Below are 20466 nucleotides of genomic sequence, written 5' to 3'. Positions count from 1 at the left end.
AAAAAAGTTACTGATAGATTGGTCAGTAACTTTTTATTTTCTAAATAAAGCTGTCAGTAAAATTAATAACTCAATCGTTCAATTTTTACACCGGTATATTCGTGAACAGCATCAATCGCATGATGATAACGTGTTAAGTAACCCTCTTGGTCTCGATGGTCTCCTTCATCATCTAAAATTACCACTTTGTCCAACAGGCCAAACTCAGCTAATTGACGCATCAATTCTTCATGGAATTCATGACGTGACTCTTCCCACTCCATATGGCGAAAACCGTCATCAATATACTCGGTAATTGGTGGAATAACTAAAATTAAATCCATTCGTTCATCTGCAATAGTTTTTCTAAACAAAGGTTCAAGTTGTTCAAAATCTTCTTTAGGTAAGTATAATTTAGCGTAAACTCTGGTCACAATGGCGTCAGTATCTAAAAAGACAATTCCTTGATTGGCAGGAGAATTGACTTCGCGAGAATTGGCATCGTATTGACCAGTAATCATTCGAGCATAATCATCCATTCTCAATTCATCATCGTCAATATTGAAGGCTTCTTCGTATTCTCTTGCATATTCTTCTGAAAATGGGGCATTAATGGAACGAGCTAACCGTCTAACAAGAGTTGTTTTTCCCGTTGAAGCAGAACCCATGACAGTCACAACTTTGGAAAAATGTCGTCTAAAGACCCGATTAATGTGAGTCCAATGTTCTTGTGGATTTTCTCTGATTTGCGTGGCTGATAGTGAAATATCCTGTCTGTCAGCAATTTCAACAGCATATTGATTCCCGTCAGCTGGAAATCGTTTCTTCAATTCTGCGGCGTATTCTAATTCACCCACATAAAAAGTGACTGATAAATCGTTTTCCAATGTATTATGATGAATCAATTCAAATAAACGATTTGCCCATTCATCCCAACCATTAGGCATTTCTGGTAAATCATTTTCATTAAGCATCGAGACTTTAATATTTTCTTCATCATTAAAAGCTTCACGCAAATAACGAAATCGTTTCTCAAGAGGTAAGCCAATTTGGGCCCCACGGTCATTATCATAACCAGAAACGACAAGCAATACTCCGTCGTTCAAACTTGCACATTTATAGATTTGTTGCTGATGCCCCGTATGTAGAGGAGCAAAAGTTCCAAAATAAATACCAATATTTTTTCCACTTAATTTTGATTTTGAAATATTATTTGTGAGCATTTCGTTTATATCCTGTTTTCATATCAACAATATTTGTTAAATCCTTCCCATTTGCATAGGCATCGAGATTTTTTTCCAATATTTTCATAAAGCGACGCCATGTTTCAGGAAGAGTATAACCGCCAGAAGCATGAGGAGTGATTAATAGTCTTTCTGTATGCCAAGCCCGGTGACCTTTAGGCAATGGTTCTGGGTCGGTCACGTCAATTCCTGCCCCAGCAATTTTTTTTGACTCAAGTGCATCACATAAGGCTTCTAAATCAACATTTGTTCCCCGACCAACATTTAGGAAAATAGCATTTTCTTTCATTAAATCAAATTTTTCTTGATTAAATAATTTATAAGTTTCATGAGTCCCAGGAACACTGGAAGCAATAATATCAGCTCTTGGTAAAACTTTGTCTAGGTCAGACTCAGCATAAACTTCGTCAGCAAATTCTTCATCACCATAAACAGTTCGTTTGACTGCAATGACATGACCTCCCAAAGCTTGAATTTTCTGTGCAAAATGACTTCCAATATCACCTAAACCATGAACCAACACTGTTGAGCCATAAATAGATTGAATCTGACCAATATTTTCCCAGATTTCTTTTTCTTGTTGTTTTTCATAAAGGTCAAATTTTCTTAGAAGTATCAAAGCCATTGTCAGTAAATGCTCAGAAATCGTAAGTCCATAAGTTCCTGTTGCATTTGTCAAAGTTACATCTTCAGGAAAATCAGCTCCCTGCGTGTATCCATTGGTTCCAGCTGATAAAAGTTGGAGCCATTTTAAATTTTTATATTTTGCTAATAAATCAGGCTTTGGCAGACCAACTAAGACTTCTGTTTCCAGAAAATCTGATTCTGTCAGCTCTTCTTCTTTTTTAAATTGAAACTGATAAGCTTTATTTTTCTTGAAAGCTGCTTTTGTTTCATCTGAAAAATTTAACCAAACATTTTCTAAGGCAATTGCTTTTATCATCGGGACTCCTTTGTATAAAATGAATTTTAAAGACTACTTAAAGAAAATAAAGACAAGCCTTGTTTTCTTTATCTTCTTTCTTTGATTATAGCACTTTGCCTTAATTTTATTAAAAATAGAAGTTTGACAATTCTGAAATTATCAGTCCCCAAAAGATATAAAAGAGAATTTTAGCAAAAATTCTCTTTTAATTTTTATTAAGCTCTCACTGTTTTAGCAAGACCTGTTTTTTTATCATAAAGGTTAATCAACCCTGAACCATTTTTACGAATCATATCTCCAGCTTTAACTGCAAAAGGAACATCAATATGCAAAAGGGTCATTGGGTTTGGGGCACGGTCAATATGTTCGTCAGTTTCTGCCAAACGAAGATTTTTGACCATTGTTTCAACATGGCGGAATCCTGGACCATAAAATTCAATTTGATCCCCTTCTGTGATGACATTTCGTTGGCGAATCGTAGCTACCATTGTTTCAGCATCAAAGTCAACAACTTCTCCGACGAATTTGTACTCAGGAATTTTACGACGGGCCCCAAAGAGTTGTTTATTTTCATCAGGTGTTCCATAATAAAAACCAGTATCTAATTCACGTTGAGCAACTTTCCATAATTCATCAACTAAAGCTGGTTTTATTTCTTCAAAACGTTCTGGTGATTCCAAATAGGCATCAATAGCTGCTTTATAAACATTAGAAACTGTTGAAACGTAGTGAATTGATTTCATTCTTCCTTCGATTTTGAGCGAATTAACTCCATTTTCAATCATATCAGGAATATGTTCAATCATAGACATATCAACGGCTGACATTGAAAATTCTTCTGCGACTTCACCAGTAATGGATTTGCGTTCGCCAGCAAATGGCATATCATATAAATCATATTTCCAACGGCAAGATTGTGAACATCCCCCGCGGTTGGCATCACGCATACTCATATAATTTGACAGGACACAGCGTCCTGAGTAAGAAATACACATAGCTCCATGAACAAAGGCTTCAATTTCAACATCAGTATGTTGACGGATTTCTCTTAATTCTTCTACAGAGACTTCACGCGCCAAAACGACTCGTTCAAGCCCAAGATTTTTCCAGAATTCTAAGGTTTCATAGTTAGTAGCAGACGCTTGTGTTGACAAGTGAATAGCCAAACCTGGTGCTTCAGCAGCACAGATGGCAATCAAAGCAGGGTCAGAAACAATGACTGCTGAAATTCCTAAGTCACGTAATGTGCGGAACCATTCGCCCGCCCCTTTTTCATTTCCTTCATGTGTCACCATATTGGCTGCCACATAAACTTTAGCATTGTGGGCACTTGCATAAGCGACCCCTTCAGCCATTTCTTCAAAAGTAAAGTTACCTGCGCGTGAACGTAAGCCGTAGGCTTGTCCACCAATATATACTGCGTCTGCGCCATAATCAATAGCGACTTTTAGTTTTTCGAGCGTTCCTGCTGGTGCAAGAACCTCTGGTCTTGTATAATTTTCTTGCATTTTTTCTCCTATTTTCAAGATAAGATTTTTGATAAGGTCTGCCGACCAAAACTTCTTTAATAATAAACTATGGTTTTAATAAAACTTTGCCAATATTTTTTCCAGACTCTAAATACTGATGAGCTTCCTTGCCTTCAGATAAGGGAAATACAATTGCTTCGGCTGTTTCAACTTCTCCTCTTTCAAAGTAATCAAAGAGACGCTGACTTCGGCTTTCCCTTTCAGAAAAGCTGGTCAAAAAATCCCATAAGTCACCCGTTAGGATATTTTTGGATTGAGACATTATCTTCACGAGATCAATTTGTGGTGGATTGCCTCCCGCCATACCAAAGAAAATCAGGCTCCCTCTGTTCCTCAAAAGCTCTAAATTTTTATTCACAGTGCTGCCTACGCCATCATAAACCGTATCAAATTTAATAGACAACGATTGTCGCCACTCATCCGTTCGACTTGGATAGACTTGACGCACACCACGAGAAAGAGCCAAAGCTTGTTTTTCTGCATTTGATGCCGTACCATATACTTCCATACCATCTGCCACAAGAATTTGAGACAAGATCTGCCCGACACCACCGCTAATTCCTGTAACAAATACTTTGTCCCCTATTTGATTTTCCCCTAAATCATGCGCTAAGAAATCTGCAGTCAAACCTTGAAGACCAATACTGGCGGCTAACTTTAAATCAATATTATCAGGCAAATAAATCAGCTTTTCTTTAGGCACAGCGACAAATTCAGCATTAGCAAAGGGAACATCGACAAAAAGAACTTTTCTTCCTTTCTGCTTCCCTTCGACAATTTCACCAGAACCTTCGTATCCATTAATATAAGGATGGTTTTCCTCGATATGATAGCCTCCTCGGCGGCGATAAATATCTGCAAAATTGAGACCAATATATGCCGTTTTGACTAAAACTTCATCTTCTCGCACTTGCGGCAGGTTAACTTTGCCATATTTAAGGACATCACTATCCCCAAATTCTTCGAAATACAAAGCTTTCATCATTTAATTTTACCTGGGTCTAAGTCATAGAAACCATGTGATAAAGTACGTCCTACTGGATGAAGTTTACGCACTTCTTCTTCAAGCTGAAAGGCCTTATCTGCAGTGAAATTTCCTGCTTCAATGGCCTTTTTCGCTTCTACAAACAACTTCGTAATGGCAACAAAATCTTCACCACGTGTAAAAATTCCATCCAATTTCCAATGATCATAGCCCATTGCCACCAAATCTGAAAGTTCAGTCATCATATCTAAATCATCATTAGCAAAAATATGGGTCCCATGATTGTCTTCAAAGATTGAATAATGAGTATCGACTTTCTTAGGTTCAGAAACAAAAAGATTTCGTTCTCTATCTTTCCCATTTTCTTCTGTCTTGATAAAATTGTAATAATTCTGTACCAAAGGACGTTTGCTATGATGAATCACAGTAGCACCGTAAACCAGTATTTCGCCTGGTACAGCTAATTCATTGGTCATATCCGCTAGTTCTTCTTTTGGTAATTCACGAGCAAGAACTGCTTCAATCGCTCCTTGATTGGCCCAAAAATTAACCTGACGGGCAGAAGCAACCATGGTTGAGGCATCATAAGTAAAAGGAAGCTCATATTTGTCACGCTGTAAAACAAAAATCACACCTGCATCACCTACTGCGATTCGGTCAGCTTTAATTTCCACTAAGAAATCTAAAAATTCTTTTATTTTTGCCATCATCTCTGTGTGCATCAAAGCATTGACTGCGACAGTCACTGTTTTTCCTGCTTCATGTGCAAGTTCTGTAATTTTTTGAATTTCTTCATTGGTCAACGCAGTTGGAACGCGTAAACCATAATTTTTTTCACCAATGTATAAACGGTCAACTCCAGCTTCGAGCAACGCTTTGGCTTGCTCCAAACTTTCTGCCGTAGAAGTAATAGTAATCATAGTGATAATTATATCATAATGTTCCCGCTCAGGTTTTTTCAAATTCATTCTCTGATAAAAATGATAAGTAAAAAGGATATTTATTCATTAAAAATTATAGATTAATTTTATTTTAATCATTTAGTAACGAAAGGGTAACCTCATTAAAGCTACAGCAACGTAAACCTTTGCTTTTTATACTATAATTAATTACATAATATCGGAAAGTGCTAGAAAACTATGGAATTAAAAAACCTCAAAGATTTTTACGAAAAACAAGAGTATTATGATTATAGCGAAACTCAAGGACGTGAACAAAGACAAGTTAATAAACGAATTGAAGAATTAAACTTCTTTGCAAATATTGCTATTTTTTCAATTTTTCTCGTCTTTATCACTTATATTCTTGTAAGTTTATTGACAAGTTGGATTGCTGTACCAGTTTCTTTTGTTCTTTCGCTTGTTCTTTATATTTCTGTCAAAAAAGGAATTGCTAAAGCAATTAAATTATTAATGAAATAAAAATAAAAGCTGTCTGATTGACAGCTTTTTTATTTTCTCCCCACTAGAATCTGGACATGAATTGTGGCCGTTTTTGGTGGGTTTTCTTTAGCAAATTTTTTTCTTTCATCAGAAACAGACCATTCCAAAGGGCTCATCAGTAAAAAATCATGACGCAAATTTTTCGGAATCTCGAATTGGTATTCAATTTCTTCTTGACTGGCATTAGGAAATTCTTCTCTAAAACGTTCAAGAACTGGCTGATTATTATAATCAACGGGGAGTTGATAAACTTCACGCAATTCTCGCAGATAATTTTTATCAGGAATAATTTTGATGACTAAACCACTTTCTGCTAATACACGGTGAAATTCTGCATAATTTGACGGAGTGAAGATATTCAAAATTACTGACAGGCTTTCATCAGCAAAAGGGAGATTAGTCAAGTCAGCTAAACTTAAAAAACTTTCCATCTCTAGTTCAGTCGCCATTTCAATCCCATCTTTAGCAATATCAAAAGCAAATTTTGCTCCATCTACCTTAAGGAGTTCCAAAAATGACCCTTCCCCAGTCCCAACATCAAGCAAATTTCCACTGACAAAATATTTTTGAATTTCTGTCAGTAAATGTTGATACATCCCAGCTTGAATCAGACGTCTGCGAGGCTCAAACATTTTTCGCGTGTAATGTTCTGTATCGGCTTTTGTTTGTAGAAAATTCACATAACCTTTCTTATTTAAATTATAGGTATGATTATTTTGACATTTCAAGGCATTGGTTTCCAATTGAAATTTTTCCTGACAAATTGGGCATCTTAGCACTTCTAAATTCTTCTCTAAAAATAAATAAGCTTTTTCGATTTTTTTTAACATAGTTCTACTATACCACAATCACTTTCATTCTTTTTATTCAAATTAATTATTGTAATTTTTTTAAGTTAAATAGAAGAATCATGTTATAATAATTCTAGTACATTTGAAAGGAAAAATTATGATTATCCGAGAACTTTGCCTTGAAAACTTCACAAAAGTCCCACAAGCGCTCCAAGCTGGTATTGAACGAATTGAGCTTTGTGACAATCTTGCTGTTGGAGGTACAACACCTTCTTACGGCGTCATTCAAGAAGCTGCCGAATATGTTGCCGAGAGCAAAACAACTCTGGCAGTCATGATTCGTCCAAGAGGCGGCAATTTTGTTTATAATTCTCATGAACTTAAAATTATTGAGACTGATACACTCAAAGCTGTCGAAGCTGGTGCTCAAAACATTGTATTTGGTGCCCTCACGACTGACAATAAAATAGATAGTGATGCACTCGAAACAGTGAGCATTGCTGCCCAAGGACTTCCTATTACATTTCACATGGCCTTTGACGAAATTACTGATCAAAAAGAAGCCATTGACCAACTTGTTGAATTTGGAATAGATAAAATTTTGATGCATGGTGGGCCACTTGACCAACCATTAGATACTGACAAAATCAAATCACTCATTGATTACGCCCAAGGAAAAATTAATATTATCATTGGTGGAGGTGTCAATGCTGAAAACTTTGAAGAACTTGCTCAATTGACTGGAACAAACTATGTTCACGGTACAAAAATTATTAATTTATAAAAAAATACTGACAGAATTTCTGTCAGCATTTTTTATTTATTTTTTAATCGGAATCTGACATAGAACTTCGTCAGCAAAAAGTTCACCAATAAAATCACAAGTGTCAAGAAAAACGGTCGAACAAAAATTAATGATAGCACTAATTCAACAATCGTCACAAACATCATTACTCTAAAAATAATCATGCGTAAGCCGGCCGTTTTTGCCGCTTTTTTCAATGGATAGATTCTCGTCAAAAGTTGATAATCAAAAGCCGTTTGTAAAGATAAAAGCTGAAAAATAAGCAAGTAATTAAAGACGACCACCATAACAATAGCAACAATGCCATTTTTGACAAAAATCATTGATAAAATTGACAAAATAAGGAGCCGAATCGTTAAGCCCAGATAATCTCCTGACCGTAAAAAACTTCGTGTAAATAGATATTCGTAAGTTCTTTTTGTTTTTGTCAGTAAAAAATCAAGGTATTTTCGACGATGACTGTGCGATTTGAGCCCTTTAACATTTGTAAATAATGAAAATAGTCGCAAAGTTCCCGTTTTTCGCGCTTCCTCTAAATCAATCAATCCCGACCAATCTAAAAGTCCACTATTTTGAAAGCGCCAAATTTGATAAGCCAGTAAGCCAGCTTTAATCCCAACAAGAATCAAAAACCAGAGAATCAAGAAAATAGGATTAAATTTTAATAAAGGTGCCGCAATCAGAACCAAAAGCCCTGATACAATTGCTGGAAGAATTAATGAACGAATCAAACATTTAATTAAATAAGCTCGAACTTCCAATTCTTTTGTCAGTAAAAAAACCTTATCGGGGGCTTCGATAAACGTTGCTAAGCGTCCTAAAACTTGGCTAAGCAAACTGACAAAAACCACCAAAATAATCTTACCCCACAAATTCAAATGATGAACTTGTAAAAAATTAACATATTGCACCACTAAAGCGCCCAATAAAATCATTAAGAACAAAACAAAATGATCATTAAAAACATAGCGAAGATACTTTATATTTTGTTGGTACCAAAGGTTACGACGTTTTTTAAAAATTTCATTCATGCGTCTTTCCTGCCTCTACAACTTCTTTAGAGTTTGGAATATTCCCCTTTGTTAAAGCAAGATAAATCTCATCTAAGCTTGCTTTGGGTTGATTAAATTGACTCCGTAACTCCTCTACTGTCCCAAAAGCAACAACTTGCCCTTCATGCAGAACAATGAATTTATCACAGAATTTTTCGGCAGTTGCTAGGATGTGGGTACTCATCAAAATCGAACTCCCCGTTTTTTTCATCTCCATCATCAAATCAATTAAATCCTGAATGGCAAGAGGGTCAAGTCCCATAAAGGGCTCATCCACAATATAAAGGGAAGGTTCAACCAAAAATGCGCAGATAATCATGACTTTTTGCTTCATTCCTTTTGAAAAATTCACTGGGAACCAATCCAACTTATCACTCAAACGAAAGGTTTCAAGCAACTTCTCTGCTCGTTTGAAGGCAAGGTCAACAGAAATCCCATAAGCCAAGGCTGTCACCTCAATATGTTCACGCAAAGTCAACTCTTCATACAAACTTGGTGTTTCTGGAATGAAACCAATTTTTCTGCGGTAACCTTCTAAATCTTGCTGTAAAGTCAAACCATCCAATTCAATCTGTCCAGAATATGGAGTTAATAGTCCAATAATTTCTTGAATCGTTGTTGATTTTCCTGCGCCATTTAAACCAATAAGTCCAACAAGCTCTCCTTCTTTAATTTCAAAATTAAGTTCTTTTAAGACAGGGTGTCCCAAATATCCACCCGTTAAATTTGTTACTTTTAACATATATTCCTCTTTTAAATTCTATTCTATTTCCATTAGTGAAGTCATTCTTAAAATACGTTGTGCATAACTTGGACTTTCATCATCTTCGGCAATGACGCCTTTTAAGTCATCAAGATTATCAGTGATAATCCCGTTCACTCCATTAAACATTTGTTCTCTCATATCCGTTTCATCGTTAACTGTCCAAGCGAAAACCATTTGATGTCTAGCCTGTGCTTTATCCACAAAACTACTGGTAAGTGTCGTCGCTTCCATTGTATAAGCAGACATTTTAGTTTGTGGAAAAAGAAGATTGAAAGGAAGGATAAAACTGACTTTAATCTTCGGATTAATTTTTTGTTCAATCAAGAGCGCATTATAATCTAAAGAATGAATCATTGCTTTATCCTTTAAAAGTCTTGCACCATATCTTTTACTAAAGTTTTCAACCATCTTCGGAGAGTCTAATGGAGATACTTTAATCTCAACCAATAATTTTTGATTTATTTTTTCAGCGGCCGATAAATAATCATCAAAACTTGGAATTAAAGCTTTTTTACCATTTTCAGAAACGACCGTATTTGTCAATTCTGCCAAGGTAAGTTTTTGCGGCGGGCTATCAATTCCAGCTAAATCTTTTAATGTTGGGTCATGAAAGACGACAAATTGATGATCTTTCGTTTCTTGAATATCAATTTCAACATAATCTGGTTTTGCTTTTGCTGTCGCTTCTAATGCTGGGATAGTATTTTGCACACCATTTTCCTCATCAACTCCTCGATGAGAAATTGTCAGCGGAACAGTATCCATAAATCCTTCTACATAAGTCCAACTCACTAAAGCAAAAAGTAAAATCGTCAAACTAGAAAAAATCACCTTATACTTCATGCGGCCTTTAGGCGCTTTTTTAGGAACTTCAAAGCTTTCCATTTGAGCTTCATTAATCAAATAACTAAAAAGCATCATCAAACTCAAAGTAGAAATAATCAAGCTTCCCAACCAAATCAAATCCAATATAGAAACTGCCCCAATCAAAGCAAAGGAAGTTTTATCAAGATAATCTTGCGCAAAGTAGCCCCCCATAAAAAGAAGCCCCTGCATTATTATACTAAATAAACCGATAAGTCCAAAATAAACAGAAAGTCTAAAGAATTTTCTAACTCCCTTGGTCCGTTTCAAACTCTCTTTTATCGCCAATTTCAAGGGTTGACCTTTTAGAATCATAAGCGGAAGAGTTAAAATCAAACGCGTGCTAATCCAGAAAGTAATAGCATAAAATAACACTAAAATCAGCATATTTTGCCAACTTTTTAGGAAAAATTCAAGTGTAAAAACCGGAATCTTGATTTTTGACAAAAGCGGTGTACTAAAAACATATCTCCCAAAAGGAATAATTAGTAGAAAATAAAATAAGAAAAAGCCTAACTGTTGAATTTTAACCTTTTTCGCAGAAGAGACAACTTCCTTAAACAAATTTTTCAAAGTCAAACTTCTTGACTGAATCAATCGAATTCCTTTAAATTGGACAATAAATTGAACATAGACCAGAAAAATTAATAAAAATAAAATGATTAGAAGTCCCAGAACGCCTAAGAAATGATTTTGAATCAAATTCCCCAGATTATTATAAGAAACATAGGGAATTCCTGACAGACGCATAACAAGGCCCGAGATTGATTCTAACAGAGGAATAATCACAAAAGTAATTGCTAAAGTTGTTCCTATAAAAACCGAGATATATTCAAACCAAAATTTTGAAAACTCTCGTAAATATTTAAAAATCAAACCGAATGGTCGATTAGCTTTTTTTCTCACCATTACTTTTAACTCCCATCCTTTATATCCTTCCCCACCTCTATCTAGGTGGAATAAATTTTATTACATTATATCAAATTTATAAAATAAAAAGTGCTTAAATTTCAATTTATAATAAATACAAGTTTTATTCATTATAGCATAATTTAAATTTCCTCTTTTCAATAATCGCTCTTACTTTTGAAACTCCCGTTATTATTACTGGGTTTTTTCTACTTTTTATACTATAATCTATAGTAGATTATAAAGTTTTAGACTTCTTTATCAGAAGTTACCGAATAATGCTGGAGGAATTATCGAAATGGAAGATTGTATTTTTTGCAAAATTATTGCTGGTGAAATTCCAAGCACCAAAGTTTATGAAGATGATGATGTTGTTGCTTTCCTTGATATTACTCAAACCACTAAGGGCCACACATTAGTTGTCCCCAAAAAACACTACCGCAACATTCTTGCGATGACAGCTGAGGAATCTGCTGAACTTTTTAGTAAAGTCCCTCAAATCGCCAGTAAACTTGTGGATAAACTTCATGCTAAAGGTATGAATATCTTACAAAATAATGAAGAAATCGCTGGGCAAACTGTTTTTCATACTCATATTCATTTGATTCCTCGTTATGATGAAAATGATGGTTTCATTGCAAAATTCACAGCCCATGATTATGATTTAGCCGAAATAGCCAAACAAATTAATGGCTGATAAAGGACGTGTCTATGTTTGAATTATTTAAAGACTTAAAGAAGTTAATGACTGACTTATCTGAGGAAGTCAACACAATGAAAACAAATCTTGAGAGAGTGCAAGAAGAAAGTATCAAAGCAGAACGTGTCGGTCAAGATATACAAAAGAAAGTTAATGAATTTCAAGTATCCATTCAACCAAGAGTGGAAAAAATTAATGAACTTGTAGAGCAAATAAATAAAAGGGTTGAATAATATCAGCCCTTTTATTTATTTGATTTTTCTTGATGTTTATAAAATTGTCGCCCCCAAAAAATCCCCAATAATTGAGCCAATACGAAACCAACGATGATTACTGAAACCTTTTCGACATCGTGATGTTGAATATAAGTAAAGACATGTTGTGAAAAATATAAGACAAGAATAAAGAAAATATGAATGATATTCATGCCAATAATTCGTCGATACCTTCCCTTTGTACTTTCCCAAAAACTAATAAAAAGGAGAATAACGGTAATAACTTCTAACCCAATTAGAGTAAGATTTAGGACTTGAAAAAGGTAGGCAATTGCAAAGATAATTGTTGTGTAAGCCCATAGAAATAATAACATACCTAATTCTAGCATGTTTTTTTAGATTCTACAATAAATAAAAAAAGAGAAAATTAATTTTCTCTTTTTATTTTTCTTAGAATGAAGCTGAATCAACTTTAACACCAGGACCCATTGTTGTTGTAACAGAAAGGTTTGTGATGTAAGCACCTTTAGATGCAGCAGGTTTAGCAGCAGCGATTACAGTGTTCAAAGCTTTAAAGTTTTCAACAAGTTTTTCTGTGTCGAATGAAACTTTACCGATTGGAACATGAACGTTACCAGCTTTGTCAGCACGGTAGTTAACTTTACCAGCTTTTGATTCACCAACTGCTTTAGTTACATCCATAGTAACTGTACCAGTTTTAGGGTTAGGCATCAAGTTACGTGGTCCAAGGACACGTCCAAGACGTCCAACAACTGCCATCATGTCAGGTGTTGCAATAACAACGTCGAAGTCTAACCAACCACCGTTGATTTTAGCAACGAGTTCGTCAGAACCTACGAAATCTGCACCAGCTGCTGTAGCTTCTTCAGCTTTCGCACCTTTAGCGAAAACAAGAACACGAGCAGTTTTACCAGTACCGTTTGGCAATACCATTGCTCCACGGATTTGTTGGTCAGATTTTTTAACGTCGATGTTAAGGTTGTAAGCAACTTCTACAGTTGCGTCAAATTTTGCAAATGAAGTTTCTTTTGCAAGTGCTACAGCTTCTTCTACGCTGTATGCTTTAGTTGCGTCGATTTTTTCAATCGCTGCGCGCAATGCTTTACTTTTTTTAGCCATTTCTATTTTCTCCTTGTGGTAATATCGGTTGTCTGTCTTCCTTGTTGTCTTTGAATATTCGCTTTGCTTCACTTAAAGGAAAAACTTTTCCTCAAAACGCGGTCTTTACACTAAACGTCGGGCGAAGAAGAAAGCTCTGCTTTCCTCATTTGCAACCTTTAAACAGTGTTTCAAGCCACGTTCCGCACCGCTCAGTTGAGCCAATAGATTTTTTTTTATAACAACAAGCGTAACAGCCTTCCACTAAATGTGTGGATTGCATGTGTGACTTTTTCTGAATTTACAAAATATAAATCTCGAAAATTTAGTCGAAGTACGAGGTGACAGGTTCCGAAGCCTACCTAAGTAGGTGAGGGTTCTGTCAACGAAGTAATTCGTCTAAATTTTTAGTCAGTAACAGTGAATCCCATAGATTTTGCAGTACCTTCAATCATTGACATTGCAGTTTCAACTGATGCTGCATTAAGGTCAGGCATCTTAAGTTCTGCAATTTCTTTGATTTGTGCTTTTGTAACTGAAGCAACTTTTGTTTTATTAGGTTCACCAGAACCTTTTTGAACACCTGCTGCTTTTTTCAAAAGAACTGCTGCTGGAGGAGTTTTTGTGATGAATGTAAATGATTTGTCATCATAAACTGAGATAACAACTGGGATGATCATACCAGCTTGGTCAGCTGTACGAGCGTTGAATTCTTTTGTGAATCCCATGATGTTAACACCTGCTTGACCCAAAGCTGGACCAACTGGTGGAGCTGGTGTTGCTTTACCGGCAGGGATTTGTAATTTAACGAGTTTTTCTACTTGTTTAGCCACGATAAATTCTCCTTATATTTTGTTTTCGTGATGTGGTATGATGCTGTATTTTACAGCTTCCACGCCTTATATGTGAAAATTCACATACCCGAGTATTCTATCAAAAAAAGAGCACTCTGTCAAGTACTCTTTAGTTTATAAATCTTGTTTTCTGATGAGAGAGAGTCCGAGTAATCCAAAAGCAACGATTTCAACTACTGAGAAGAGAATCCCAATCAAACTACTATTTGACATCATATTTTGACTCTCAGTGGATACTACATTTATTGAGCTAGTAAAGATGGTGAGAACAATTCCTACTGCCATTGTAATCCCTAAATAAACGAAAACTCCCCAGAATTTGCCTCGGGTCATAATGACAACGAAAAATAAAACAACAATAGAGGCCAAAGCACCTGCAAATGAATTAAGCAAGACCATCCAAACACTGCTAAGAGAAAGAGAGCGGGAAACCATACTCAAAAATTCACTTAGTTGTCGGGCATAAACGCCTAAAATTAGGAAAAATGGAATAATCAAAATTGTAAATAGGGCCAGTAAAGTCGAAAGAATTGTCGAAATTAATTTAATAAAATAATAAGTCATTCGATTTACTCCAGAAGCAATCATTAAGCCTAAAACTTTATTACTATAATCCACTGACAATAGATGGAATGGATAAATGATTTGAAAAGCCCAAATTCCAAGCCCTAAAGCCAAAGTGAAGAAAATCGTTAAAGCTGCTAAGACTGCTGTTCCGGCACTATTATGGCTGTATCCAGAAACTGTTTGTCCGATAAGATTGATGATTAAAATTGAATCAATTAAGGCTAGAATCGCCATAACTCCGATGACAATCAACCAGCTTTTATCACGAAAATTTCGGTAAAACTCCATTTTAAATATATTTTTTGCGTTCATCAGTTGACCCCTTTCTTGATAAATTCAGCAAATTTCGATTCTTTTTTAATACTATCAAAGTTTACACCTTCTTCAACAGCATGACGGAAAGCAATTTGGAAGTCTTCAGGGTTACTGTCAAACTTAATTGTATTTTCTTTAATCTCTACTTGAACACCTGCCTTTGTCAAGAAGTCGGCTAAGACTTGGACATCAGTCACAGAAACCGTATAAGTCAAGACTTCTTGTTGATTTTTCAAATCAAAAGTAGCTGTGAAATCGCCATTAGCCAGAAGATAAACTTTATCGCAAATTGTTTCAATATCTTCTTGGACATGGCTTGAAATGAGAATCAATCGTCCTCTTCCTTTGAGTTCAAGCAAATAATCTCTAAACCACTCAACAGATTTTGCATCAATTCCACGGAAAGGCTCATCGAAAATCAAAATTTCTGCATCATTCATAACCGAAATGAGTAGAATCAGCTTTTTCTTCATTCCAAGTGAATAAGTAGCGACTTTTTTGGATAACATTTCTGGGGTTAAATCCAGCTTTTCGGCTATACTGAGTGCTTTGTCCTCATCAAATTCTCCACGTAAACCACCAAAATAGTGTAGATTGAATAGCCCCGTGTAACTTTTGTAAAGTTCCATATCATCAAGCATGATGCCAACTTTGGTGAGCAGGTTCGGATTTTCTTTGATTTCTTGACCATCAAGTTGGAGATGTCCTCCATAGTTTGTGATAATATTGGTCAAAGTTTTGAAAAAGGTGGTTTTCCCCACACCATTATTCCCAACAATTCCATAAATTTGACCTGATTCAAAGACCCCTTCACTAATAGACAAAATTTGTCTAGCTTGATATGAGAATTTAAGTTTTTCTACTTTAATTTGCATAAATCTCTCCTTTGCGTCTATTATATCATTTTATTGTCTTTTTTTAAGAAAAATTTATGATAATCATTAGGCTTCCAAATAACTTAGCCAAACATTGTCAAAAAGGGTGAGATTAAAATAAAAAGGTGCTTCTGTTTCTAAATAGGTCGAAATTTCATCGAAATCTTTCGATTGTTTCGGAAAAAGTGGATCTTGAAAAACAAGATTTGCAAGACGAGTCGCATCGTCTTTCTCTACTGGTGCGCGATGGCGCATGAGGTAATTATAAAATGTCATTTTCTCTTTCTATCTAGTAATTCACAGGATTTTTTATTTGTCTTCCCATTGTTTTTCCAAAAAATCATGGCGGATTTTGCTTGATTGGGCATAATCTTCTGGATTTTTTCTGTAAAATCCTTGATGATAGTCTTCTGCTGGCCAAAATTTTTGAGTCTTCTCAATACTTGTCACAATTGGAGAGTCGAAGTTTCCACTGGCTTGCAATTGTGCTTTACTTTCTTTGGCAATCTTTTCTTGTTCATTATTTTCAACGAAAATAACTGGACGATAGTTGTCCCCTCGATCTTCAAATTGACCAAAAGCATCTGTGGGGTCTGTCAGTGTCCAGTAAAGTTCAACAAGTGTCTGATAATTAATTTTACTATTATCAAAAATAATTTCTACTGCTTCTGTGTGGCCGGTCAGGTGCATTTTTACTTGTTCGTAAGTTGGATTTTCAACATTTCCACCTGTATAACCACTCGTGACCGATAAAATTCCTTCACGTTCTTCAAATGGTTGTACCATACACCAAAAACATCCACCTGCAAATATTGCTCTTTCTGTTGCCATTATTTCTCCTTTGCTTTAGTTGTCTTGTGAAATATTATAGCATAGCTCAAAAAAAAGTAGCTTTTAGAGCTACCTTTTTTTACTGACAGAAATTTTTATAAGTCGTCTTTACTGATAGAATTTGCTGACAAAGTCTTTAAACTTAGCTTCTCTCTTTGAGTAAAGCTGTCAGTAAATTATTCTCCAATTAATTCTGTGCCTTCTGGACTTTGTTTGATTTTTTTTGCTTTCATCAGGCCACCGAGCGCTTTTTTAAATTGTCCTTTTGAAATACCAAATGTGGCTTTGATTTCATCTGGATTTGATTTATCATTAAAAGCCATTTTACCACCCATTGATTGAAGATAGGCCAAAATCATTTGACTATCAGCATCAAGCATTTCATAAGCACGTGGTTTTGCTGACAGATTTAGACTACGGTCTTCTTTTCTAAATCCGATAACACGAACTTGCAGTTCTTGACCAACGCGTGGAATAGCAAAGCGTTCACTAGGATGAATAAACCCTAGCATATTGTTGTCAGGCAAGTACACAAAAGTTCCTGATTCTTTATTTCGGTAAACAATAGCACGTAAATCTTGGTTTTGCATATTGTCATAACCAGGTCCAGCAAGGTTCCAAAAATCTTCATGCCAAGCCAAATGACCCCAAATCCGTTCTTTTCTGTCAACAATTAATTTCACATAAAGTTGATCGCCAACTTTTGGCCATTGGTCTTTTTCAAGTGGCAAATCATCAAGAGAGACAACCACGTCTTTCCCTGGTAAACCTGTGTCAACAAAGGCACCGAGGTCCTTACGAACAGCTGTTACTGTTCCCCAACCATATTGCTCATTTGTTGCTTTTTGTTCCAAAGTCGTCAGACGACGATGTTCATCTTTATCCACATAAACAAAACCAGTCACCACATCGCCAATAGCATGTTCACCTTCTGTTTTGTCTAATCGTAATAAATCTTCTCCTTTTTGGAGAAAATAGAAACGTTCACTTTCTTCCACGATAATCGCAGAGATTGTTTGTCCAATAATACTCATTTGTTCCTCTTTATTAAATGTAATTTAGAGACTTCTAGTCTCTCTTAATTAATATTTCCTTCGTAAATCCGTGACTTGTCACCCCAAGGATGATATCCGTCAGCTAGATAATGAAAATCAAACTGTTCATAAAAATCAATAAAATCTGTTGCTAAGTAAAGTTTTTTTAAACTAAAAGCTTTGCATTCTTCTTTGACAGCTTCAATCAGCAAACGAGCGAGCCCTTGCTGACGAAATTCTTCTTCGACATAAAGTGCACAGAGCCAAGGATATAAATCCATTCGACTAATAAAATCATTGCTAATCAGTCCGCAACCCGCAATAATTTTTCCTTCATCAACAATCAGGTACCACTGAGGAATAGAATTTTGACTATCCAAACTGTGCTTCAAACAGTCTTCATAAACAGAATTACTCTCAGCACTCCCCCACTTTTCCTGAAAAAAACGAATTGCTTCTTTAAATAAGACGGTTGCTCTCTAAGTTTGATTAGTTCTCTCAATTTTATCCATCCTGACAGCTTTTTGATGTAAAAACGGCTCAATGGAGCCGTCAATGCTTTTCAGATTATATTTTTGTTAGATTAGTCTACTTAGATATCCAACAATTCTTTTTCTTTAACTGACGCCAATCTGTCAGCTTCTTTTACAGCATCATCAGTCACTTTTTGAATCTCATTTTCAAGATCTTTAAGATCATCTTCTGTGATTTCTTTTGCTTTTTCTGATTTTTTAGCAGTATCCATTGCATCACGGCGGATATTACGGATCGCTACTTTTGCTGATTCAATATATTTACCCATTTCTTTGACAAGTTCACGACGACGTTCTTCTGTCAACATTGGGATAACTAAACGAATGACAGAACCGTCATTCGCTGGCGTAATTCCAAGGTCTGATTCATACAATGATTTTTCAATGTCTTTCAAAATTGATTTATCAAAAGGAGTGACCATCAAGACACGAGCCTCTGGAATTGTGATTGACGCTAACTGATTAAGTGGTGTTGGTGCACCATAGTAAACAACTTGAACACGGTCAAGAAGACTTGCATTGGCACGACCAGCTCGGAGGTGTCCCAAATCACGTTGTAAACTTGCTAATGAGTGTTTCATCCGTTCTTGAGCTGTTGTAACAATTTCGTTTGCCATTTTATTTCCTTTTTCTACTTTATTAATTCTTTTATTTTTACTGACAGAAATTCTATCAAAGGCTAGCCATTGCCCCTTTGACGTTTACGAATACACTAGTATTCCCATCAGTATTTCTTGAATAGATAGATTTACTGACAGCTTTGTAAGTAAATCTTATTCAACAGTTGTTCCGATTTCTTCACCGCGAACGACGCGTGTAATATTTCCAGCTTCATTCATGTTGAAAACAACAAGTGGAATATGATTATCCATTGACATTGTTGAAGCTGTACTGTCCATAACTTGCAAGCCTTTAGTAATAACATCCATATGTGTCAAATGTTCAAATTTAATAGCATCAGCAACTAATTTAGGGTCTGCGTTATAAACACCATCAACACCATTTTTAGCCATCAAAATGACATCAGCATTAATTTCCGCAGCACGTAAAGCAGAGGTTGTATCAGTTGAGAAGTAAGGTGAGCCAGTTCCACCAGCAAAAATAACAACACGCCCTTTTTCTAAATGACGTTCAGCACGACGACGAATATAAGGTTCAGCAACGGCTTTCATCTCAATGGCCGTCATCACTCGTGTGTCAACTCCAATGTTTTCAAGTGCGCTTTGAATGAACAATCCATTTTGGATTGTTGCAAGCATTCCCATGTAATCTGCCTGAGCACGTTCCATCCCGGCTTTTTCACCAGTAACTCCACGCCAAACATTACCACCACCGCAAACAATCGCAAGTTCTGCACCCAAATCATGGACTTCTTTAAGTTCTTCAGCAACAGCTTTTGCTGTTTCAGGGTCGAATCCGAATCCCTTTTCGCCTGAGAGAGCTTCTCCCGAAAGTTTTAATAGTACGCGTTTATATTTAATTTCAGCCATATTGCACCTATTCTATTATATTTTCTCTATTTTACCATAAAATGCTCACGAAAAAAAGACTAATAAAAGCCTTTATAAAAACTGTTAAGATGTCAATAAACCAAGATGCCCCAATAATTGAATAAGCAAGTAAATCACAAAAAGAATTCCGGCAATCCAAAAAATCAAATTAAGACTTTTTACCCCTTGCCAAAAAGGATGCTTAATTTCTTCCAATTCTTTCAATTTTTCAGGGTCCATACTATCTATATGTTTTAAACTATGTTCCCAAAGAAGCTCAGCAGGAATCACTGAATCATTGAGTAATAAATCCCCATTAGGTTCAATCTTAATTTCATTTCCTATCCATGAAACCATTCCACCAAGAAACAAGTTTGCTCCGTAAGTCTTTTTTAATTTGCTCACGTCAAAAGGGTTCATCAACAGATCAATTTGCTCATGAACAGGATAATATCGAACTTGTCCGTTATCAAATTCTAAGCGTAAACGCACTCCCGGCAACATTTCAGCCTTTATAACTTTTGGTAAATTCTCCATAATTTCCACCTCTACTCACAATAATTATAGCGCTTTCTTTTATAGATGACAAGCTTTTGGACAAATTTTACTGACAGCTTTTTCTTAAATAAAAAATTACTGACA

The 20466-nt window shown here is 35.7% G+C and carries 24 protein-coding genes and 1 pseudogene; 4 read left to right on the top strand and 21 right to left on the bottom strand.

Features of this window, described 5'->3' with window-relative positions:
* Positions 1 to 62: 62 nt before the first annotated feature.
* The 5 genes from RSC39_RS08520 to RSC39_RS08500 all read right to left on the bottom strand — a co-directional run bounded on the left by RSC39_RS08520 (position 63) and on the right by RSC39_RS08500 (position 5582).
* Positions 63 to 1202 carry a nicotinamide-nucleotide adenylyltransferase gene (locus RSC39_RS08520; RefSeq protein ID WP_332536481.1) on the bottom strand — a complete coding sequence of 380 codons (1140 nt, stop codon included), beginning with the start codon at positions 1200 to 1202 and terminating at the stop codon, positions 63 to 65.
* Positions 1189 to 2166, bottom strand: a complete 978-nt coding sequence (locus tag RSC39_RS08515) for a D-2-hydroxyacid dehydrogenase (protein ID WP_332536479.1) — start codon at positions 2164 to 2166, stop codon at positions 1189 to 1191. The genes RSC39_RS08520 and RSC39_RS08515 overlap by 14 nt, the downstream gene beginning before the upstream one ends.
* A 197-nt stretch (positions 2167 to 2363) precedes the next feature.
* Positions 2364 to 3656 (bottom strand): U32 family peptidase, encoded by a 1293-nt coding sequence (locus tag RSC39_RS08510; RefSeq protein ID WP_332536477.1) that lies wholly within the window; start codon positions 3654 to 3656, stop codon positions 2364 to 2366.
* Between the two features lie 67 nt (positions 3657 to 3723).
* On the bottom strand, positions 3724 to 4662 hold the full coding sequence (locus RSC39_RS08505) for a zinc-binding dehydrogenase (protein ID WP_332536475.1): 939 nt from the start codon (positions 4660 to 4662) through the stop codon (positions 3724 to 3726).
* The gene (locus RSC39_RS08500; RefSeq protein ID WP_332536473.1) at positions 4659 to 5582 is read right to left on the bottom strand and encodes a peptidase U32 family protein; all 924 of its coding nucleotides are present in this window, start codon (positions 5580 to 5582) and stop codon (positions 4659 to 4661) included. The genes RSC39_RS08505 and RSC39_RS08500 overlap by 4 nt, the downstream gene beginning before the upstream one ends.
* Positions 5583 to 5801: 219 nt before the next feature.
* On the opposite strand from RSC39_RS08500, the gene RSC39_RS08495 reads away from it, so the two are divergent.
* A complete protein-coding gene (locus RSC39_RS08495) occupies positions 5802 to 6083 on the top strand; it encodes a DUF3270 family protein (RefSeq protein ID WP_332536471.1) in 282 nt (93 codons plus the stop codon).
* Between the two features lie 29 nt (positions 6084 to 6112).
* Here RSC39_RS08495 and RSC39_RS08490 read toward each other — a convergent pair whose 3' ends face one another.
* A complete protein-coding gene (locus RSC39_RS08490; RefSeq protein WP_231722342.1) occupies positions 6113 to 6934 on the bottom strand; it encodes a methyltransferase domain-containing protein in 822 nt (273 codons plus the stop codon).
* A gap of 118 nt (positions 6935 to 7052) precedes the next feature.
* On the opposite strand from RSC39_RS08490, the gene RSC39_RS08485 reads away from it, so the two are divergent.
* On the top strand, positions 7053 to 7679 hold the full coding sequence (locus RSC39_RS08485) for a copper homeostasis protein CutC (RefSeq protein WP_011677066.1): 627 nt from the start codon (positions 7053 to 7055) through the stop codon (positions 7677 to 7679).
* A 32-nt stretch (positions 7680 to 7711) separates the two neighbouring features.
* On the opposite strand, the gene RSC39_RS08480 is transcribed toward RSC39_RS08485, so the two are convergent.
* The 3 genes from RSC39_RS08480 to RSC39_RS08470 are packed head-to-tail and all read right to left on the bottom strand — an operon-like array spanning position 7712 to position 11291.
* Positions 7712 to 8731, bottom strand: coding sequence for an ABC transporter permease (locus tag RSC39_RS08480; protein ID WP_332536467.1), 1020 nt, complete (start codon positions 8729 to 8731; stop codon positions 7712 to 7714).
* Positions 8724 to 9494: an ABC transporter ATP-binding protein gene (locus RSC39_RS08475; RefSeq protein ID WP_011835957.1), complete on the bottom strand. Its 771-nt coding sequence runs from the start codon at positions 9492 to 9494 to the stop codon at positions 8724 to 8726. The genes RSC39_RS08480 and RSC39_RS08475 overlap by 8 nt, the downstream gene beginning before the upstream one ends.
* 18 nt (positions 9495 to 9512) lie before the next feature.
* A complete protein-coding gene (locus RSC39_RS08470) occupies positions 9513 to 11291 on the bottom strand; it encodes a glycerophosphodiester phosphodiesterase (protein WP_332536465.1) in 1779 nt (592 codons plus the stop codon).
* A gap of 298 nt (positions 11292 to 11589) precedes the next feature.
* Between RSC39_RS08470 and RSC39_RS08465 the strand changes: the two genes are divergently transcribed.
* Both RSC39_RS08465 and RSC39_RS08460 read left to right on the top strand, forming a co-directional pair.
* On the top strand, positions 11590 to 11988 hold the full coding sequence (locus tag RSC39_RS08465; RefSeq protein ID WP_011677070.1) for an HIT family protein: 399 nt from the start codon (positions 11590 to 11592) through the stop codon (positions 11986 to 11988).
* A 14-nt stretch (positions 11989 to 12002) separates the two neighbouring features.
* Positions 12003 to 12224 carry a hypothetical protein gene (locus RSC39_RS08460; RefSeq protein ID WP_063281202.1) on the top strand — a complete coding sequence of 74 codons (222 nt, stop codon included), beginning with the start codon at positions 12003 to 12005 and terminating at the stop codon, positions 12222 to 12224.
* An 11-nt stretch (positions 12225 to 12235) separates the two neighbouring features.
* Here the strand turns inward: RSC39_RS08460 and RSC39_RS08455 are convergent, their stop codons facing one another.
* The 12 genes and pseudogenes from RSC39_RS08455 to RSC39_RS08400 all read right to left on the bottom strand — a co-directional run bounded on the left by RSC39_RS08455 (position 12236) and on the right by RSC39_RS08400 (position 20361).
* A complete protein-coding gene (locus RSC39_RS08455; RefSeq protein WP_063281203.1) occupies positions 12236 to 12580 on the bottom strand; it encodes a hypothetical protein in 345 nt (114 codons plus the stop codon).
* A gap of 76 nt (positions 12581 to 12656) precedes the next feature.
* Entirely contained in the window at positions 12657 to 13346 is a 690-nt protein-coding gene (gene rplA / locus RSC39_RS08450) for a 50S ribosomal protein L1 (protein WP_011677073.1), read from the bottom strand.
* A 386-nt stretch (positions 13347 to 13732) separates the two neighbouring features.
* Positions 13733 to 14158: a 50S ribosomal protein L11 gene (gene rplK / locus RSC39_RS08445; RefSeq protein WP_011677074.1), complete on the bottom strand. Its 426-nt coding sequence runs from the start codon at positions 14156 to 14158 to the stop codon at positions 13733 to 13735.
* Positions 14159 to 14293: 135 nt separating this feature from the next.
* Positions 14294 to 15058, bottom strand: coding sequence for a hypothetical protein (locus RSC39_RS08440; protein ID WP_063281204.1), 765 nt, complete (start codon positions 15056 to 15058; stop codon positions 14294 to 14296).
* Positions 15058 to 15936, bottom strand: coding sequence for an ATP-binding cassette domain-containing protein (locus RSC39_RS08435; protein WP_332536461.1), 879 nt, complete (start codon positions 15934 to 15936; stop codon positions 15058 to 15060). Before RSC39_RS08435 ends, RSC39_RS08440 begins: the two co-directional genes overlap by 1 nt.
* Before the next feature lie 66 nt (positions 15937 to 16002).
* Positions 16003 to 16212, bottom strand: a complete 210-nt coding sequence (locus RSC39_RS08430) for a YozE family protein (protein ID WP_011677077.1) — start codon at positions 16210 to 16212, stop codon at positions 16003 to 16005.
* 33 nt (positions 16213 to 16245) lie between these two features.
* Positions 16246 to 16767: a peptide-methionine (S)-S-oxide reductase MsrA gene (gene msrA, locus RSC39_RS08425; protein WP_011677078.1), complete on the bottom strand. Its 522-nt coding sequence runs from the start codon at positions 16765 to 16767 to the stop codon at positions 16246 to 16248.
* A gap of 176 nt (positions 16768 to 16943) precedes the next feature.
* Positions 16944 to 17801: a S1 RNA-binding domain-containing protein gene (locus RSC39_RS08420; protein WP_011835963.1), complete on the bottom strand. Its 858-nt coding sequence runs from the start codon at positions 17799 to 17801 to the stop codon at positions 16944 to 16946.
* Between the two features lie 44 nt (positions 17802 to 17845).
* A pseudogene (locus RSC39_RS08415) lies at positions 17846 to 18303 on the bottom strand (GNAT family N-acetyltransferase).
* A gap of 90 nt (positions 18304 to 18393) precedes the next feature.
* Positions 18394 to 18951 (bottom strand): ribosome recycling factor, encoded by a 558-nt coding sequence (gene frr / locus RSC39_RS08410; protein ID WP_011677081.1) that lies wholly within the window; start codon positions 18949 to 18951, stop codon positions 18394 to 18396.
* 156 nt (positions 18952 to 19107) lie between these two features.
* Positions 19108 to 19824: a UMP kinase gene (pyrH, locus tag RSC39_RS08405; protein ID WP_004254608.1), complete on the bottom strand. Its 717-nt coding sequence runs from the start codon at positions 19822 to 19824 to the stop codon at positions 19108 to 19110.
* An 84-nt stretch (positions 19825 to 19908) separates the two neighbouring features.
* Complete coding sequence (locus RSC39_RS08400) at positions 19909 to 20361, bottom strand: hypothetical protein (protein ID WP_231722347.1); 453 nt, start codon at positions 20359 to 20361, stop codon at positions 19909 to 19911.
* Positions 20362 to 20466 lie beyond the last annotated feature (105 nt).

This window comes from Lactococcus sp. (genome assembly GCF_036648155.1).
In the GTDB taxonomy this organism is placed as follows: domain Bacteria; phylum Bacillota; class Bacilli; order Lactobacillales; family Streptococcaceae; genus Lactococcus; species Lactococcus cremoris.
This window is presented reverse-complemented; position numbering and strand designations above follow the sequence as displayed.

Bases quoted from the DNA above. Each gene is read 5' to 3' on its own strand.
- RSC39_RS08435 (WP_332536461.1), bottom strand. From the start codon at position 15,936: ATGCAAATTAAAGTAGAAAAACTTAAATTCTCATATCAAGCTAGACAA.
- frr (WP_011677081.1), bottom strand. From the start codon at position 18,951: ATGGCAAACGAAATTGTTACAACAGCTCAAGAACGGATGAAACACTCA.
- msrA (WP_011677078.1), bottom strand. From the start codon at position 16,767: ATGGCAACAGAAAGAGCAATATTTGCAGGTGGATGTTTTTGGTGTATG.
- rplA (WP_011677073.1), bottom strand. From the start codon at position 13,346: ATGGCTAAAAAAAGTAAAGCATTGCGCGCAGCGATTGAAAAAATCGAC.
- RSC39_RS08505 (WP_332536475.1), bottom strand. From the start codon at position 4,662: ATGATGAAAGCTTTGTATTTCGAAGAATTTGGGGATAGTGATGTCCTT.
- RSC39_RS08510 (WP_332536477.1), bottom strand. From the start codon at position 3,656: ATGCAAGAAAATTATACAAGACCAGAGGTTCTTGCACCAGCAGGAACG.
- RSC39_RS08420 (WP_011835963.1), bottom strand. From the start codon at position 17,801: ATGAGTATTATTGGACAAACAATCTCTGCGATTATCGTGGAAGAAAGT.
- RSC39_RS08490 (WP_231722342.1), bottom strand. From the start codon at position 6,934: ATGTTAAAAAAAATCGAAAAAGCTTATTTATTTTTAGAGAAGAATTTA.
- RSC39_RS08440 (WP_063281204.1), bottom strand. From the start codon at position 15,058: ATGAACGCAAAAAATATATTTAAAATGGAGTTTTACCGAAATTTTCGT.
- RSC39_RS08480 (WP_332536467.1), bottom strand. From the start codon at position 8,731: ATGAATGAAATTTTTAAAAAACGTCGTAACCTTTGGTACCAACAAAAT.
- RSC39_RS08520 (WP_332536481.1), bottom strand. From the start codon at position 1,202: ATGCTCACAAATAATATTTCAAAATCAAAATTAAGTGGAAAAAATATT.
- RSC39_RS08500 (WP_332536473.1), bottom strand. From the start codon at position 5,582: ATGATTACTATTACTTCTACGGCAGAAAGTTTGGAGCAAGCCAAAGCG.
- RSC39_RS08485 (WP_011677066.1), top strand. From the start codon at position 7,053: ATGATTATCCGAGAACTTTGCCTTGAAAACTTCACAAAAGTCCCACAA.
- RSC39_RS08495 (WP_332536471.1), top strand. From the start codon at position 5,802: ATGGAATTAAAAAACCTCAAAGATTTTTACGAAAAACAAGAGTATTAT.
- RSC39_RS08400 (WP_231722347.1), bottom strand. From the start codon at position 20,361: ATGGAGAATTTACCAAAAGTTATAAAGGCTGAAATGTTGCCGGGAGTG.
- RSC39_RS08470 (WP_332536465.1), bottom strand. From the start codon at position 11,291: ATGGTGAGAAAAAAAGCTAATCGACCATTCGGTTTGATTTTTAAATAT.
- RSC39_RS08455 (WP_063281203.1), bottom strand. From the start codon at position 12,580: ATGTTATTATTTCTATGGGCTTACACAACAATTATCTTTGCAATTGCC.
- RSC39_RS08460 (WP_063281202.1), top strand. From the start codon at position 12,003: ATGTTTGAATTATTTAAAGACTTAAAGAAGTTAATGACTGACTTATCT.
- RSC39_RS08475 (WP_011835957.1), bottom strand. From the start codon at position 9,494: ATGTTAAAAGTAACAAATTTAACGGGTGGATATTTGGGACACCCTGTC.
- pyrH (WP_004254608.1), bottom strand. From the start codon at position 19,824: ATGGCTGAAATTAAATATAAACGCGTACTATTAAAACTTTCGGGAGAA.
- RSC39_RS08515 (WP_332536479.1), bottom strand. From the start codon at position 2,166: ATGATAAAAGCAATTGCCTTAGAAAATGTTTGGTTAAATTTTTCAGAT.
- RSC39_RS08430 (WP_011677077.1), bottom strand. From the start codon at position 16,212: ATGACATTTTATAATTACCTCATGCGCCATCGCGCACCAGTAGAGAAA.
- RSC39_RS08465 (WP_011677070.1), top strand. From the start codon at position 11,590: ATGGAAGATTGTATTTTTTGCAAAATTATTGCTGGTGAAATTCCAAGC.